Origin of the sequence: Methylobacterium sp. J-092 (genome assembly GCF_022829325.1) — a bacterium.
Classification (GTDB): Bacteria; Pseudomonadota; Alphaproteobacteria; order Rhizobiales; family Beijerinckiaceae; genus Methylobacterium.
On the sequence record NZ_JAKSXU010000041.1, the window covers coordinates 16,727 to 31,130 of the forward strand.

Genomic DNA, 14,404 nt, shown 5'->3' on the forward strand with positions numbered 1-14,404 from the left:
TGCGCACCCGGCCGGCGATCGAAGCGCGTTCCTGACGCGGGATCGTGCCGTTATCGAGGCAGTCCGCCCATCGGGTCGAGGCCGTGCGAACCGGCCCCGAGACCTCGCTGTATACCGGACCTTTGAACGGGTCTTGAACGGTCGGCGACAAACCTCAGGCCCAGCGCCATCCGGCCGCGTCCACGACGAGCACCGAGCCCTGGCGGACGGCGATCCGCGGGGCGGCCTTGATGTCGAGGTGGCCGAGCGCCACCAGCATCGCGCGGGCGACGCCGCCATGGGCGACCACGACGGTGGCCGGCGCCAGGTCGGAAAAGACCGGCGCGACGCGCTCGGTCAGCATCGCGTAGCTCTCGGCGCCGCTGCCCGAGGGGCGATAGCCCCAGCGGTCGCGGTCGCGCGCGCCGGCGCCGCCGGGATCGCGACGGCGGATCTCGGCCCAGGTCTGCCCTTCCCACGCCCCGAAATGGATCTCCATCAGCCGGGGATCGCTGCGGTACTCGGTCGGCGCGAGGCCGAGGCGGTCGCGCAGGATCTCCATGGTGCGCCGCGTGCGGCTCAGGGGGCTCGCGATGAAGTCGGCCTCGGCGAGCCGGTCGCCCGCGAGCGCCGCGAGCCGGTCCGCGGCGTCCGCCGCCTGCCCCTGCCCGACGGCGTTGAGGCCGATGTCGCGCTGCCCCTGCAAGCGCCCCTCGGCGTTCCAGTCGGTCTGCCCGTGCCGGATGAAGTAGATCGTCGGGATGGGCCTCACGCTCCGGCGGTTCCGGTCGGCGCCCTCACCGGTCGCGTCCTAAGCGAAGGTCTCGCGGCGGCTGCGCGGGCGGGTTCATGAGGGTGGCGTCCAACGGGCATGGCGGTCTGAAGGGCTCGGGTCGCCCTCGGATGCAAGGCGGGTGCCCGATCTAGGCCGGGACGCGATCGGTCGGTAGAAGGTCTGTCCATGAGCAAGAAGCACCGCAAGACGGATCGGCGCCAGAAGGCGGGGACAGCCGGTGTGACAAAGTCGCCGGACCGTTCCGTCGAGGATGCCCGGCGCAAGGCGCCCTCCTCCTCCCTGTGGGCGGCCGCGACGGCCGAGATCGCAGGCATCGCGCCCGCGCTGATCGATGCGCACGGTCCCGCCTCCGTCGCGGCGGCCGATGGCATCGTCACCGTCGCGCCGGGCAGCCGGTTCGATCTCGCGAAGGTCGACGCCGACGCCGACGGCGGCTTCGACAAGGACTGGGCGAAGGCGGCGCTCGCCACCGAGCGCACGCGGATCCAGGCGCTTCAGGAAAAGCTCTACGCCGAGCGGCAGCGCAGCCTGCTCGTGGTGTTCCAGGCGATCGACACCGGCGGAAAGGACGGCACGATCCGCGCGGTCCTGGAAGGCGTGAACCCGCAAGGCTGCACGGTCGCCTCGTTCAAGGTGCCGTCGACCGAGGAGCGCGAGCACGACTTCCTGTGGCGCTACCACCAGCGCACGCCCGGGCGCGGGATGATCGGCGTGTTCAACCGCAGCCACTACGAGGATGTGCTGGTCGTGCGCGTGAAGGGCCTGGTGCCGGAGCCGGTCTGGCAGGCGCGCTACGGCTTGATCAACGACTTCGAGCGCCTGCTCACCGAATCCGGGACCCACATCCTGAAATTCTTCCTGCACATCTCGAAGGACGAGCAGAAGCAGCGCCTGGAAGCGCGAATCGCGAACCCGGACAAGCACTGGAAGTTCGATCCGGCCGACCTGGTCGAGCGCAAGTCCTGGGATGCCTATCAGGCGGCGTTCTCGGACGCGCTGACCCGATGCTCGACGCCGCATGCGCCCTGGCACGTGGTGCCGGCCAACCGGAAGTGGTTCCGCAACCTCGTCATCGCCCGCACCATCGCCGACACGCTGGACGCGATGGACCCGCAGTTCCCGGAAGCAGTGGCGGGCATCGCGGATCTGGTCGTGCCGGACTGACGGCGCCGCGAGGCACGGTTCGGGATGGTGTTTCCCGATTATCCGAAGCGGATCTTCGAAGCCTCCGAGCTCTCCGATGGGACGCTCCGGTTCCTCGCCCTCGCGGGAGCCCTGCTCGCCTACTGGCTTCCGCCTTTCGTCGCCCTGAACGAGCCCGAGGCGAGCCTGCACCCTGACCTGCTGGCTCCCCTCGCTCGCATGATCGTCAAGGCGGCCGAACGCACGCAGGTCTGGCTCGTGACCCATTCCGAACGGCTGGCCGACGCAATCCTCGACGAGCGGGGCGCGAAGCCCCACCGCGTGATCAAGCGCCAGGGCGCGACCTGGATCGCCGGGCTGAAGCTGTCGGGGAATTTCGAGGACGGTGATTGACGCCGGCCTTCGCCGGCGCGCCCGCCCTCAATCCTTGTCGAGGCTCAGGTCCGGCGCCTCGGGGTTCTTCATGCCGACCACGTGGTAGCCGGCGTCGACGTGCAGGATCTCGCCGGTCATGCCGCGGGACATGTCGGAGATCAGGTAGGCGGCGGTCTCGCCGACCTCGCCGATCGTCACCGTGCGCCGCAGGGGGGCGTTGTACTCGTTCCACTTCAGAATGTAGCGGAAGTCGCCGATGCCGGAGGCGGCGAGCGTCTTGATTGGGCCGGCCGAGATCGCGTTGACGCGGATGTTCGAGGGGCCGAGATCGGCGGCGAGGTAGCGCACCGAGGCTTCGAGCGCGGCCTTGGCGACGCCCATGACGTTGTAGTGCGGCATCCACTTCTCGGCGCCGTAATAGGTCAGCGTCAGGAGCGAGCCGCCGTTCGGCATGATCTTCTCGGCGCGCTGCGCGACGGCCGTGAACGAGTAGCACGAGATCATGAGCGACTTGGTGAAGTTCGCCTCGGTCGTCTCGACGTAGCGCCCGGTCAGCTCGTCCTTGTCCGAGAAGGCGATGCAGTGGACGACGAAGTCGATGCCCTCGGGGAAGATCTCGGCGGTCGCCGCGAACACCGCGTCGATCGAGGCCGGGTCGGTGACGTCGCAATGGCCGACGACGTGGGCGTCGAGCTCGCGCGCCAGGGGCTCGACGCGCTTCTTCAGGGCGTCGCCCTGGTAGGTGAAGGCCAGCTTGGCACCATGGGCATGCGCGCTCTTGGCGATGCCCCAGGCGATCGAGCGGTTGTTGGCGACGCCGAGCACGAGGCCGCGCTTGCCCGCGAGCAGGTTGCTGCCCGGCGCGGCGTCCCTGCCCGCGCCCTGCTCGTCCGTTGCGTCGAAAGCCGCCATGCCACACCCGAAAATTCGCTTCGGCACCCGGGACTCCCGGCCGCCCCGCTTGACGGGGCGGCGGTCTCGCGCCGGAGGCATCCTTAGCGGAGGCGCGTCGGGGACGGAAGTCCGCCGGATCGGCGCGATACGCCGCCGGCTACTCGGCCCGCGCGGTGCGCCGGCTCCTCACGAACTCGGTCAGGGCCGCGTCGTCCGCGGGCAGCTGGATCGCGGTGACGGCGAGCAGGTCGCCGCGGGTGCCGTCCTTCTTCGGCAGGCCCTTGCCGCGGAGGCGGAAGGTGCGGCCGGACGAGGTCATCGGCGGCATCTTCATCTCGACCGCGCCGGTCAGGGTCGGCACGCGGATCGCGCCGCCGAGCACCGCATCCTCGAGCGGCAGGTCGACGGTGGCGCGCAGGTCCGCGCCCTCGACGGTGAAGCGGGCATGCGGCAGCACCCGGATCGTCAGCAGCGCATCGCCCGGCTCGGAGCGCGGGCCGCCGGGCGAGCCGAGGCCGCGCAGGCGGATCGTCTGCCCGTCCACGACGCCCTTGGGGATCATCACGTCGAACTCGCGGCCGCCCGGCAGGCCGACCCGCAGCTTCTCCTCGCTGCCGATCTGCTCGAGGGTGACGCCGAGCTCGGCCGCCACGTCCTCGCCGCGGGCGGGCGGGCGCTGGCCCGGCCCGGCGCCGCCGGCGCGGAACGCCTCGCCGAACAGGTGCGAGAAGATGTCCTCCCCGACGCCCCCCGCCGGGCCGCCGCGGCCGCGGGCCGCGTTGTTGAAGTCGAACCCGCCGGCGCGGCCGCCGCCGAAGCCCTCGAACCCGGTCGCGCGCGGCTTGCCGTCGGCGTCGATCTCGCCACGGTCGAACTGGCGGCGCTTCTCCGGCTCGCCGAGGATCTCGTAGGCGGCGTTCGCCTCGGCGAAGCGATCCTTCGCCTTCGCGTCCTTGTTGGTGTCCGGATGGTAGGTCTTGGCGAGCTTGCGGTAGGCCTTCTTGATCTCGGCCTCGCCAGCGCCCTTGGGGACGCCCAGCACCTCGTAGGGATTGCGCATCGGTCTCTTGAACTTCGTGGTTTCGCGCCGGCTGTGGAGCAGCGGCCATCCAGGCCGCATGTGGGCGGCCTGTTGCTCTCGCGCAACGTAGGGGCGACGAGACTCGGCGCAAGCGCGGCCGGCGTCAACCCGAACGCGTCACGCGGCCGAGCCGCCTCGCATCGTTCGCGCTCAGCTCGTCTTGCCCGATCCAGCCTTGCCGGTGCGGATGCGCTTGAGTTCCCACTCGCCGCCGGACGGCTTGCAACCGGTGCCGCGCACGAAGCGGTTGTTCCCGGGGGCGATCACGCTGGCGAGGAAATCGCGGCAGATCAGGTCGTGGGCGACGTAGGGCAGCCCGGTCGGGTTGATCGTGCCGCGCAGGCTGGTCTCGGGATTGTCCCACTTCACCGGCTTGCCGTTGCCCTGCGGGTCGAGGGCGACCGAGAGCGCGGCGTAGGCGCGGCGCCAATCCTCTTCGCCCAGGTCCGAGCCGAAGCTCGTCGGGCGCCGGCTGATGCTGCCGGTGACGATCGGCTCGTCGGCGACGGTCTCCGCCCGGGCTTCGGGATTGGCATCCGCACGGAAGATCAGGAGCGGCTGGCTGCAGCCGCAGACCATCGACGCGAGACCCGCGGCCAGTGCCACCGGCGCGAGCCGCCCCGCCCGCGCTTCCGCCCGCGGCATCGCCGCAGCCCCTTCCTTCTTGTCGCGACGACGCATTACACCTGAACCCGAGACCCTGAACCCAAGACGAGATGGCGCGTAAGTGTGCTCCAACGTCGGTGCCCCCCGACCCGGATCTCACAACGGAGGATTAAGTCGTGGACGCGTTAAAGATCGATGAGTCGGGCGGGCGCGATGCGGTTCCGGATGCCGCCGACTTCACCCTGAGCGACGATCCGTTCGGCCTGTTCGCCGCCTGGATGGCCGAGGCGACGGCGTCCGAGCCCGAGGACGCCAACGCGATCGCGCTGGCCACCACCGGCACGGACGGCCTGCCGGACGTGCGGATGGTGCTGCTGAAGGGCTTTGACGAGCGCGGCTTCGTCTTCTACACCAACGTCGAATCGGCGAAGGGCGAGGAGCTCGCCGCCAACCCGCAGGCCGCCTTCGTGCTGCACTGGAAGAGCCTGCGCCGGCAGATCCGCGTCCGCGGTCCGGTGTCGCGAGTGACGCCCGAGGAGGCGGACGCCTACTTCGCCAGCCGCCACCGCGACAGCCGGCTCGGCGCCATCGCCAGCCGTCAGTCGCGCCCGCTCGCAGGCCGCGACGCGCTGATGGCGGAGGTGGCGGAGCTGTCGGCCCGCTACGAGGACGGGCCGGTGCCGCGGCCGGAGAACTGGACCGGGTTCCGGATCGCACCGGTGGCGATGGAGTTCTGGCGGAACGGCGACTATCGCCTGCACGACCGCGTCCGGTTCACCCGCAACGGCGAGGGCTGGGACCGGTCGCGCCTCTATCCCTGAGATGCCGCTACGGGATCAGGGCCGGCAGCGGCGGCGCGACGCCCTCCGGCAGGGCGGTGCGGGCGACGTTCATCGTCATCGCGAGCAGGGCGTAATAGCCGTTGATCCCGGTGAGATCGATCGCGCCCTGCTCGCCGTAGAGCGCGACGAGGGCCGCGTAGGTCGGGTCGCTCACCGCCTTGTTGCGCTGGAGCTCGGTCGAGAACGCGTAGACCGCGGCTTCCTCGGCCGACATGCCCTCCGGCCGCCGGCCCTCCGCGATCGCCTGCGCCACGTCCGCGTCGACGCCGGCCTTCAGCGCGATCGGATGGTGGATCTGCCACTCGATCTGCTGGCTCCACTCGCGGGCGACGATCAGGATGGCGAACTCGCTGATGCTGAGCGGCAGAACGCTGTCGTAGCGCAGGTATAGGCCCATGTCGCTCGCGCGCAGCATCAGGTCGGGGCTGCGCAGCAGCGGCACGAACGGGCCGAAGACCGGCGTCCTGCGCGCTGCGAAGAACGCGTCCGATGCCGCGAGCTGCGCCGGGGTGAGCCGATCCGCGGGAATGGCGGGCATGCGGTCGGTGGGGCGGGCCGTGGTCGGCATGAGGGGGCGATCCGGTGCGAGGGGCTGCGGAGCCCCGGTGATCCCGCCGCATCGGTGCCCGGTCAAGCGTCCCCGCCGGTGTTGCGACGCGGCGAAGTCCCTGGATTTTCGGGCCGGCTGCGCTTAGACCTTGGGCTCAGCGCGGCGGCCCGCCGGGGTGCCCCGGCGCCGACCCCGATCGGAAGCGAGGCACGGCCTTGGCCATACCCGGAAACGAACGCCGTCGCGTCATGCTGCTCACCGGGGCGAGCCGGGGCATCGGCCACGCCACCGTCAAGCGCTTCTCCGCGGCGGGATGGCGGGTGATCACCTGCTCGCGCCATGCCTTTCCCGAGAACTGCCCATGGGAGATGGGCCCGGAGGACCACCTCCAGGTCGACCTCGCCGACGCCGAGGATACCGTGCGCGGGGTCCGGGAGGTCGCCGAGCGGCTGTCGATCGAGGGCGGCCTGCTCCACGCGCTGGTCAACAATGCCGGCATCTCGCCCAAGGGGCCGAACGGCGAGCGCCTCGGCGCCCTGCCGACCGACTTCGCGACCTGGCAGCAGGTGTTCCAAGTGAACTTCTTCGCGCCCGTGCTGCTCGCCCAGGGCCTGCGCGACGAGCTCGCCCGCGCCAAGGGATCGATCGTCAACGTCACCTCGATCGCCGGGTCGCGCGTCCACCCGTTCGCGGGCGCGGCCTACGGCACCTCGAAGTCGGCGCTGGCCGGCCTGACCCGCGAGATGGCCGCCGATTTCGGGCCGCTGGGCGTGCGCGTCAACGCGATCTCGCCCGGCGAGATCGACACCGCGATCCTGTCGCCCGGAACCGACAAGCTGGTCGAGCAGATCCCGCAGCGCCGCCTCGGCACGCCCGACGAGGTCGCCAAGGCGATCTACTTCCTGTGCACCGAGGCGTCGTCCTACGTGAACGGCGCTGAGCTGCACATCAACGGCGGGCAGCATGTCTGACCGGCTGTCCCGCTGGTTGCTCCTCGTCGTTCTCGCCGCCACGCCCGCCGCCGCCGAGCCGGCGGTCACGATCCTCGATCTGCCGTTCCAGGCGACCGCGATGCGCGGGCCGCGGAGCGAGGTCGCCGTCGCGGTGGCGACGTCCGGGCTGATCCCGCTCGCCCGGCCGACGGCGGCGCCGGCCGCGCCGGACGTCGGCGAGGAGGAGAGCGCGCCCCTTGTCCTGGTCTGGGGCAAGGAGGGCGGCGCGGCCCTGAGCCTCGTCGACGGCGCGATCAGGACGACGCTGCTCGGTGCCGAGGCGATCGACGGACTGACGGCAGCCGAGACGCCGCGGGGGGCCGTTCCGGGCTCGCGCCGTACGCTGTCGGGTGCGGCCTCCGCCTACCTGACCGGGGCCACCCGCGCGATCGGCGCCGCCCCCGCGGCGGCGGGCCTCACCATCCGCGAGCGCCAGCCGGTGGCGATGGGCGCCGATCCGAAGCCGGTGCCGGTCTCGACCGTGACGGTCGCCGCCGGCCCGGACGCGACCTTCGCCCTCGCGAGGCCGCGCGCCGTGCGCCTCGCCGGACGCCAGGCCTTCGTCGCGGCGACGCTCCACGGCGGCGATGCGTCGGGTCTGGCCCTCGTCACCCGCGCCGGCATCGGCGACTGGGCCGTCACCGCCCGGACGCTGTCCCAGGACGGCGCTCCGCTGCGGATCGCCGCCGTCGCCGACTTCACCGGAGCCGGATTACCGCAGGTCGCCGCGGTTCTGGCGAAGGGCGAGCGCCTCCAGCTCTGGACGCCCGCCGTCGACGCCTTCACCCTCGCCGGCGAGGCGCCGGGCTACGCCTCCGGCCCGGGCGACGTCGATCTCGCCGCCGCGGTCGAGGGCGAAGGCAGCGCGCAGGCGGACCTCGCTCTGCCCGTCGCCGACAATTCGGCCATCGCCCTGGTCTCGCTGAAGGGCGGCATCAGGGAGCGCGCGCGGATCGCGCTGCCCGCCCCCGCCGCCTACGGCGTCGCCGCGCTCGGGCGCGGGACGAAGGTGCGCATCCTCGTCGGCCTGTCCGACGGACGCGTCGCGGTCGTCGCGCCGGATGGGACGAAGCCGTGAGCGAGGCCGATGCGCGATTGTTTCCCATGCGCCCCTTCGTCGGCGCGTCGATCGCGGTGATCCGCGGCGACCGGGTGCTGCTGGCGGCGCGCGCCAACGCGCCGATGCGCGGCGTCTGGACCCTCCCCGGCGGGCTGGTTGAAGCCGGCGAGGCGATCGCCGACGCCGCCCTGCGCGAGCTCAAGGAGGAGGTCGGCCTCGACGCCGAGATGATCGGCGTCCTGCCGCCGACCGAGATCATCCAGCGCGAGCCCGACGGTCGCGTGCGCCATCACTACGTCGTCCACCCCCATGCGGCCCTCTGGATCGGCGGCGAGCCGGAGGCCGGCCCCGAAGCCCTCGCCGTCCGCTGGGCGACGCGCGACGAGATCGCCGACCTCGAAACGACGCCGGGTCTCGCCGACACGCTGGCGGACGCCTTCGCAAAGGTCGCTGCCCGTCGACCCGGGGACCGCCCGTGATCGGCAAGCCGTCCTTCCTGCACCTCATCCTGCCGGTCCTCGCGGTCGGCGCCGGCTTCGCCGTTTCCGCGCACGCTCCGGCGCTTGCGCAGCAGCGCCCCCCGGCGCGGCAAGCCCCGAAGCCTGCCGAGAAGGAGCCGCCCCCGCCGCCCCCGGAGCAGGCCGCCCCCTACGACCGCGACCTGACGCGGCTGTCCGAGATCATCGGATCGCTGGCCTTCCTGCGCGAGCTGTGCGCGGGTGCCGACGCCGCCGAGTGGCCGAACCGGATGAAGGCGCTGATCGAGGCCGAGGGCGTCACCCCCGGGCGGCGCGACCGCCTCGCCGGGGCGTACAACCGCGGCTACCGCGGCTACGCCTCCACCTACCGCGTCTGCACGCCGGCCGCGCACGAGGCGGCGGGCCGCTTCGTCGCCGAGGGGGAGCGCCTGTCGCACGCGCTGGCCGGCCGTTTCGGCGGTTGATGCAAACCGGCCACACGGCAGAAGCATCCGGGGAAACCGTCGTATTCGACCATCCGCGTTAACCGCTTCGCAATTCCCGGCTGGTCGCGGACCCGTGAGCCGCCTATCATCCTTTCCGTACGCCGGGCCTCCAGCCCGCGCGCAACGGATGCGACGCGCCATGCAGAACAGCACTCAGACCGCCCCGTTCGAAGCCGACGTGGACGAGAAGCGCGCCGCCCTGGGCTACGTTTCCGAGGCGTTCGCCGAGGGCTGCCTCGACGGTCTCGACGGCGACTGCATGGCGCAGGCGGCCCTGTTCGCCGCCTTCCAGGAACTGGTCATGACCTACGGCGAGGAGGCGACCGCCCGCTACGCCGAGGGATTCCCCGAGCGCATCCGCGGCGGCGCCTTCACCACCGCGCTCCAGCACTGATCCCGATGCCGCGGCTGGCGCGGGCTCAGGCCCGTGCCAGCGCCTCCTCGAAGGTCACGGCCTCGCCGCGCGACGGCGCGGTCAGCACACCGTCCCACATCACGCGGGCCCCGCGCACCACCGTCCCCACCGGCCATCCGGTCACGGTCTTGCCGTCGTAGGGCGTCCAGGCGCTCTTCGAGGCGATCCAGGCATTGCGGATCGTCTCGCGGCGCTTGAGGTCGACCACCGTCACGTCGGCGTCGTAGCCGATCGCGAGCCGCCCCTTGCGTGCGATGCCGAACAGGCGCTTCGGCCCGGCGCTCGTCAGGTCGACGAAGCGCTCGAGCGACAGCCGTCCGGCCGCGACGTGGTCGAGCATGATCGGCACCAGCGTCTGCACCCCGGTCATCCCCGAGGGCGAGTCCGGATAGGGCTTGGCCTTCTCGTCGAGCTGGTGCGGCGCGTGATCCGAGCCGAGGATGTCGGCGACGCCCTGCCCGAGACCCCACCAGATCCTTCGGCGATGCGCATCGCCGCGGACCGGCGGGTTCATCTGCACGAGCGTGCCGAGCCGCGCATAGGCCTCGTCGCCGTCGAGGGTGAGGTGATGCGGCGTCACCTCTACGCTCGCCACGTCCTTGTGGTCGGCGAGGTAGTCCATCTCGTCGCCGGTCGAGATGTGCAGGATGTGGATGCGGGCGCCGGTCTCCCGCGCCAAGGCCACCAGCCGCCGCGTCGCCGCCATCGCCACCTCCGGCGAGCGCCAGACCGGGTGCGAGGACGGGTCGCCGGGGACGCGGAGATCCTTGCGCGCGCGCAGCATCGGCTCGTCCTCGGAGTGGAAGGCGGCGCGGCGGCGGATCGCCGTGAGGATGGCGCGCACGCCCGCATCGTCCTCGACCAGCAGCGACCCGGTCGAGGACCCGACGAACACCTTGATGCCGGCGGCGCCGGGCAGCCGCTCCAATTCGGCGAGCTGCGCCACGTTCTCGTGGGTGCCGCCGACCCAGAACGCGAAATCGCAATGCATCCGGTGATGCGCGCGGGCCACCTTATCGGCGAGCGCGTCCGCGCTGGTGGTGAGCGGGTTGGTGTTCGGCATCTCGAACACGGCGGTGACGCCGCCCATCACGGCCGCCCGCGAGCCGGATTCGAGATCTTCCTTGTGGTCGAGGCCGGGCTCTCGGAAATGCACCTGGGTGTCGATCACGCCGGGCAGCAGGTGCAGGCCGGCGCAATCCTGCCGCTCGGCACTGGCTGCCTGCGCGAGGTCGCCGATCGCCGCGATGCGCCCGCCGCGGATGCCGAGGTCGGCAAGGTGCGTGCCGTCCTGGTTCACCACCGTGCCGCCGGAGAGGACGAGGTCGAAGGGCTGGTCCATCGGGGATGCCATCGGAAACGCCTTGGTTGAGGCCGGGTCCCGGGCGGCTTATGTCACGCCTCATCCTCGCGCAATCGCGCGGCCTGGAAGGCCCGATCGGGCCGAGTGAGGACTTGCCATGCCGATTGCCCTGCTGCCGGACCGCGCCCTCGTCACCGTGACCGGGCCGGACGCCACCGCCCTGCTCCAGGGCGTGATCACATGCAACGTCGAGACGCTGGGCGAGGCGGAGGCGCGCCTCGGCGCCCTGCTGACGCCGCAGGGCAAGATCCAGTTCGACTTCCTGATCTCGCGGATCGCCGACGGGTACCGCCTCGACGTGCCGGCCGAGCAGGCTGCGGCGCTCGCCAAGCGCCTGACCCTCTATCGCCTGCGCGCGAAGGTCGAGATCGCGGTCGATCCGACCATCGCCATCGCCGCATCCTGGGACGGCGCCACCACCGCCGCCGAGGTCGACGCCGTGGCCGACGCCCGGGCCGAAGGCCTCGGCGCGCGGCTCTACGCGGCGGCGGGCGCCTTCTCCGCGGACGCGTCCGAAGCGGAGTACCACGCCCACCGCATCGCGCTCGGGATCCCCGAGGGCGGGAGCGACTTCCCGTTCAGCGACGCCTTCCCGCACGAGGCGCTGATGGACCAGCTCGGCGGCGTCGACTTCCGCAAGGGCTGCTACGTCGGCCAGGAGGTGGTCTCGCGGATGCAGCACCGTGGCACAGCCCGCACCCGCATGCTGCCCGCCACCTATCCCGCGGGCGAGGCGGCCGCGCCCGGCTCCGAGATCACCGCCGGTGCCAAGGTGCTCGGCGTGACGGGGAGCCGTGCCGCCGGGCGCGGCCTCGCAATGCTGCGCCTCGACCGGCTCGCCGACGCGATCGCGGCCGGCGAGCCGCTGCGCGCCGACGGCAAGGTGCTGACCGTGGAGCGCCCAGCCTTCGCCAGCTTCGCGATGCCGGACGCCGCGGCGGGCTGAATGACCGAGGCATCGCATCCGGTCGAAGGCCTCGTCCGCCATCCCGACGGCTGCGCCCGGTGCTGGTGGGCGGGGCTCGATCCGCTCTACGTCGCCTATCACGACGGCGAATGGGGCGTGCCCGAGCACGACGGCCGCGCGCTCTACGAGAAGCTGATTCTCGATGGCTTCCAGGCCGGGCTGTCGTGGATCACGATCCTGCGCCGGCGCGACGGCTTCCGCCGCGCCTTCGCCGCGTTCGATCCAGAGGCCATCGCGCGCTTCACCGAGGCCGACGTGGAGCGGCTGATGCAGGACACCGGCATCATCCGCAACCGCGCCAAGATCGTCGGCACCGTCGCCGGCGCTCGCGCCTGGCTGCGGATCGAGGAGCGCGGCCCCGGTTTCTCGCGCTTCCTGTGGGATCACCTGCCGGACGGCCGGCCGATCCAGGGCAGCGCGCGGACCCGCAGCGAGATCCGGACCGAGACCGACGTGTCGCGGCGGATCGCCAAGGCGCTGAAGGCCGAAGGCTTCGCTTTCTGCGGCCCGGTGATCGTCCACGCCTTCATGCAGGCGGTCGGCATGGTCAACGATCACCTCGTCGGCTGCCACCGCCACGCGCCCTGCGCCGCGCTGGCGGAGCCGGGCCGTTGAGCGCGCTGCAGCCGCGGGCGTGGCAGCGGATGCTCTCGGGCCGCCGGCTCGATCTGCTCGACCCCTCCCCCCTCGACATCGAGGTGGCCGACATCGCCCACGGGCTCGCCCGCGTCGCCCGCTGGAACGGGCAGACCGCGGGGCCGCACGTCTTCTCGGTGGCGCAGCACTCGCTGCTGGTCGAGGCGGTCGGCCTGCATCTCACGCCCGGGTGCACGCCGGCACAGGGCCTCGAGCTGCTGCTGCACGATGCGCCGGAATACGTCGTCGGCGACATCATCTCGCCGTTGAAGGCCGCGATCGGCGATTCCTACAAGGGCGTCGAGCGCCGCCTGCTCGCTGCGATCCGCCGGCGCTTCGGGCTCGAGGCGCCGACCCCGGCCTTCGCCCGCCTGGTCAAGCGTGCGGACCGGGTGGCGGCGCATGCCGAGGCGGTGCGGCTCGCCGGATTCGCGCCGGACGAGGCGACGCGCTACTTCGGGCGGCACGAGACCCTGCCCGAGCCGGTCCTCGCCCTGCTCGACCCCTGGCCGACCGCGCAGGCGCAGGCCCGTTATCTCGACCGTTTCGCCGAGCTCGCGAAATCCTGACACCCGACCCAGAACCCGGACCCGAGATGCCGACGCTGCACGTCTGCCCCCTGTCGCGCCTGCCCGAAACCATCGCGGCGACTGGGGCGAGCCACGTCCTGACGCTGCTCAACCTGCCCTCGGCGCCGGAGCGGCCGGCGACGATCGCCGAGGGCTGCCACGCGGTGGTCGGCGTCAGCGACATCGCGGTCGCGACGGACGGGTACGTTCTCCCGGCCGAGGACCACGTGCGCGCCATCCTCGACTTCGTCGCGGCGTGGCCGCGCGAGAAGCCGATGGTGATCCACTGCTACGCCGGCATCAGCCGCTCGACTGCCGCGGCCTACATCGCCGCCTGCGCCCTCGATCCCGCCCGCGACGAGGCCGAGGCCGCCGCGGCGTTACGCCTCGCCTCGCCGTCGGCGACGCCGAACCGCCTGTTCGTCGAGATCGCCGACCGGCTGCTCGGCCGCGACGGCCGGATGGTCTCGGCCGTCGCCGCGATCGGCCGCGGGGCGGACGCCTTCGAGGGCACGCCGTTTCGTTTCGAGCTCGGCTGACCGGTCGAGCCCACCGGCATACCGGTGTGGCGCAAACGTCGCCGCCGGAGGGAAAAACCGCGTGTCTCCGCCCGCCGCGAAGGCACGTGGGGTTGTGGCGGTCGCCGCCTCCGCCTTAGAACCGCACCAAAGGATCCTGTAGGGATGACCGAAAGCCGACCCGACGCGACCGCGATCGCCGCCGACACGCCCTTCGAGAAGGCCCTGGAGCAGCTCGAGGACATCGTCCGCCGCCTGGAGAAGGGCGACGTGGCGCTGGACGAATCGGTAACGATCTACGAGCGCGGTGAGGCGCTGAAGCGCCACTGCGAGATGCTGCTGAAGCGGGCCGAGGCCCGCATCCAGCGCATCACCCTGACACCCGACGGGCGCGCCGAAGGCGTCGCACCCCTGGACGTCGATTGAGATGCGCCGTGCCCGAGCACCGCAGCCTCGTTCGGCGTTCGAGATCGATATGAGGCCGAACCCGTGACGCAGACCCCCTCGATGCCGGCCCCCTCGATTTTGGACGGTTTGTCCGAGACGTCCGCGTTGCGGTTGCTTCCGGAGAGCGATCTCCGGGCGGTGGCGGACGCGGTTCGCTCGGAGATGATCGAGGCCGTGTCGGTGACGGGCGGCCATCTCGGGTCGGGG

At 72.0% G+C, this 14,404-nt stretch carries 20 protein-coding genes; 14 read left to right on the forward strand and 6 right to left on the reverse strand.

Features of this window, described 5'->3' with window-relative positions; translation table 11 throughout:
* Nucleotides 1-154 precede the first annotated feature (154 nt).
* Nucleotides 155-751: a histidine phosphatase family protein gene (locus tag MKK60_RS02320; RefSeq protein ID WP_147842642.1), complete on the reverse strand. Its 597-nt coding sequence runs from the start codon at nucleotides 749-751 to the stop codon at nucleotides 155-157.
* A gap of 189 nt (nucleotides 752-940) precedes the next feature.
* Here MKK60_RS02320 and MKK60_RS02325 point away from each other — a divergent pair, with 189 nt between their 5' ends.
* Entirely contained in the window at nucleotides 941-1,939 is a 999-nt protein-coding gene (locus tag MKK60_RS02325; RefSeq protein WP_243983736.1) for a polyphosphate kinase 2 family protein, read from the forward strand.
* Nucleotides 1,940-1,963: 24 nt separating this feature from the next.
* On the forward strand, nucleotides 1,964-2,311 hold the full coding sequence (locus tag MKK60_RS02330; RefSeq protein WP_243983738.1) for an AAA family ATPase: 348 nt from the start codon (nucleotides 1,964-1,966) through the stop codon (nucleotides 2,309-2,311).
* A 27-nt stretch (nucleotides 2,312-2,338) separates the two neighbouring features.
* Here MKK60_RS02330 and fabI read toward each other — a convergent pair whose 3' ends face one another.
* From fabI to MKK60_RS02345, 3 genes are all read right to left on the reverse strand, one after another.
* Nucleotides 2,339-3,205, reverse strand: a complete 867-nt coding sequence (gene fabI, locus MKK60_RS02335; protein ID WP_243932978.1) for an enoyl-ACP reductase FabI — start codon at nucleotides 3,203-3,205, stop codon at nucleotides 2,339-2,341.
* A 139-nt stretch (nucleotides 3,206-3,344) separates the two neighbouring features.
* Nucleotides 3,345-4,247, reverse strand: a complete 903-nt coding sequence (locus tag MKK60_RS02340; RefSeq protein WP_243932344.1) for a DnaJ C-terminal domain-containing protein — start codon at nucleotides 4,245-4,247, stop codon at nucleotides 3,345-3,347.
* Between the two features lie 171 nt (nucleotides 4,248-4,418).
* Nucleotides 4,419-4,949 (reverse strand): RT0821/Lpp0805 family surface protein, encoded by a 531-nt coding sequence (locus MKK60_RS02345; RefSeq protein WP_243983741.1) that lies wholly within the window; start codon nucleotides 4,947-4,949, stop codon nucleotides 4,419-4,421.
* A gap of 167 nt (nucleotides 4,950-5,116) precedes the next feature.
* Here MKK60_RS02345 and pdxH point away from each other — a divergent pair, with 167 nt between their 5' ends.
* Nucleotides 5,117-5,695 carry a pyridoxamine 5'-phosphate oxidase gene (gene pdxH, locus MKK60_RS02350; protein ID WP_279603941.1) on the forward strand — a complete coding sequence of 193 codons (579 nt, stop codon included), beginning with the start codon at nucleotides 5,117-5,119 and terminating at the stop codon, nucleotides 5,693-5,695.
* A 7-nt stretch (nucleotides 5,696-5,702) separates the two neighbouring features.
* Here the strand turns inward: pdxH and MKK60_RS02355 are convergent, their stop codons facing one another.
* A complete protein-coding gene (locus tag MKK60_RS02355) occupies nucleotides 5,703-6,284 on the reverse strand; it encodes a carboxymuconolactone decarboxylase family protein (RefSeq protein ID WP_243983743.1) in 582 nt (193 codons plus the stop codon).
* 230 nt (nucleotides 6,285-6,514) lie between these two features.
* Here MKK60_RS02355 and MKK60_RS02360 point away from each other — a divergent pair, with 230 nt between their 5' ends.
* From MKK60_RS02360 to MKK60_RS02380, 5 genes are all read left to right on the forward strand, one after another.
* On the forward strand, nucleotides 6,515-7,237 hold the full coding sequence (locus MKK60_RS02360; protein ID WP_243983745.1) for an SDR family NAD(P)-dependent oxidoreductase: 723 nt from the start codon (nucleotides 6,515-6,517) through the stop codon (nucleotides 7,235-7,237).
* The gene (locus MKK60_RS02365) at nucleotides 7,230-8,336 is read left to right on the forward strand and encodes a hypothetical protein (RefSeq protein WP_243983747.1); all 1,107 of its coding nucleotides are present in this window, start codon (nucleotides 7,230-7,232) and stop codon (nucleotides 8,334-8,336) included. The genes MKK60_RS02360 and MKK60_RS02365 overlap by 8 nt, the downstream gene beginning before the upstream one ends.
* 26 nt (nucleotides 8,337-8,362) lie before the next feature.
* Complete coding sequence (locus tag MKK60_RS02370; protein ID WP_147728810.1) at nucleotides 8,363-8,797, forward strand: NUDIX hydrolase; 435 nt, start codon at nucleotides 8,363-8,365, stop codon at nucleotides 8,795-8,797.
* 26 nt (nucleotides 8,798-8,823) lie between these two features.
* The gene (locus MKK60_RS02375) at nucleotides 8,824-9,261 is read left to right on the forward strand and encodes a TIGR02301 family protein (RefSeq protein ID WP_243932991.1); all 438 of its coding nucleotides are present in this window, start codon (nucleotides 8,824-8,826) and stop codon (nucleotides 9,259-9,261) included.
* A gap of 160 nt (nucleotides 9,262-9,421) precedes the next feature.
* Nucleotides 9,422-9,676 (forward strand): hypothetical protein, encoded by a 255-nt coding sequence (locus MKK60_RS02380; RefSeq protein WP_147728485.1) that lies wholly within the window; start codon nucleotides 9,422-9,424, stop codon nucleotides 9,674-9,676.
* Between the two features lie 25 nt (nucleotides 9,677-9,701).
* On the opposite strand, the gene MKK60_RS02385 is transcribed toward MKK60_RS02380, so the two are convergent.
* Nucleotides 9,702-11,039, reverse strand: coding sequence for a dihydroorotase (locus MKK60_RS02385; RefSeq protein ID WP_243932973.1), 1,338 nt, complete (start codon nucleotides 11,037-11,039; stop codon nucleotides 9,702-9,704).
* Nucleotides 11,040-11,157: 118 nt separating this feature from the next.
* Between MKK60_RS02385 and MKK60_RS02390 the strand changes: the two genes are divergently transcribed.
* From MKK60_RS02390 to MKK60_RS02415, 6 genes are all read left to right on the forward strand, one after another.
* A complete protein-coding gene (locus MKK60_RS02390; protein WP_243983749.1) occupies nucleotides 11,158-12,006 on the forward strand; it encodes a YgfZ/GcvT domain-containing protein in 849 nt (282 codons plus the stop codon).
* Complete coding sequence (locus MKK60_RS02395; protein WP_147859691.1) at nucleotides 12,007-12,642, forward strand: DNA-3-methyladenine glycosylase I; 636 nt, start codon at nucleotides 12,007-12,009, stop codon at nucleotides 12,640-12,642.
* A gap of 29 nt (nucleotides 12,643-12,671) precedes the next feature.
* Nucleotides 12,672-13,232, forward strand: a complete 561-nt coding sequence (locus MKK60_RS02400) for a hydrolase (protein ID WP_147728487.1) — start codon at nucleotides 12,672-12,674, stop codon at nucleotides 13,230-13,232.
* A gap of 26 nt (nucleotides 13,233-13,258) precedes the next feature.
* The gene (locus tag MKK60_RS02405) at nucleotides 13,259-13,771 is read left to right on the forward strand and encodes a tyrosine phosphatase family protein (RefSeq protein ID WP_147728481.1); all 513 of its coding nucleotides are present in this window, start codon (nucleotides 13,259-13,261) and stop codon (nucleotides 13,769-13,771) included.
* A 144-nt stretch (nucleotides 13,772-13,915) separates the two neighbouring features.
* Nucleotides 13,916-14,176, forward strand: coding sequence for an exodeoxyribonuclease VII small subunit (locus tag MKK60_RS02410; protein WP_147728480.1), 261 nt, complete (start codon nucleotides 13,916-13,918; stop codon nucleotides 14,174-14,176).
* An 81-nt stretch (nucleotides 14,177-14,257) separates the two neighbouring features.
* A partial coding sequence (locus tag MKK60_RS02415) for a 1-deoxy-D-xylulose-5-phosphate synthase N-terminal domain-containing protein (RefSeq protein ID WP_243932353.1) occupies nucleotides 14,258-14,404 on the forward strand: 147 nt, incomplete at its 3' end.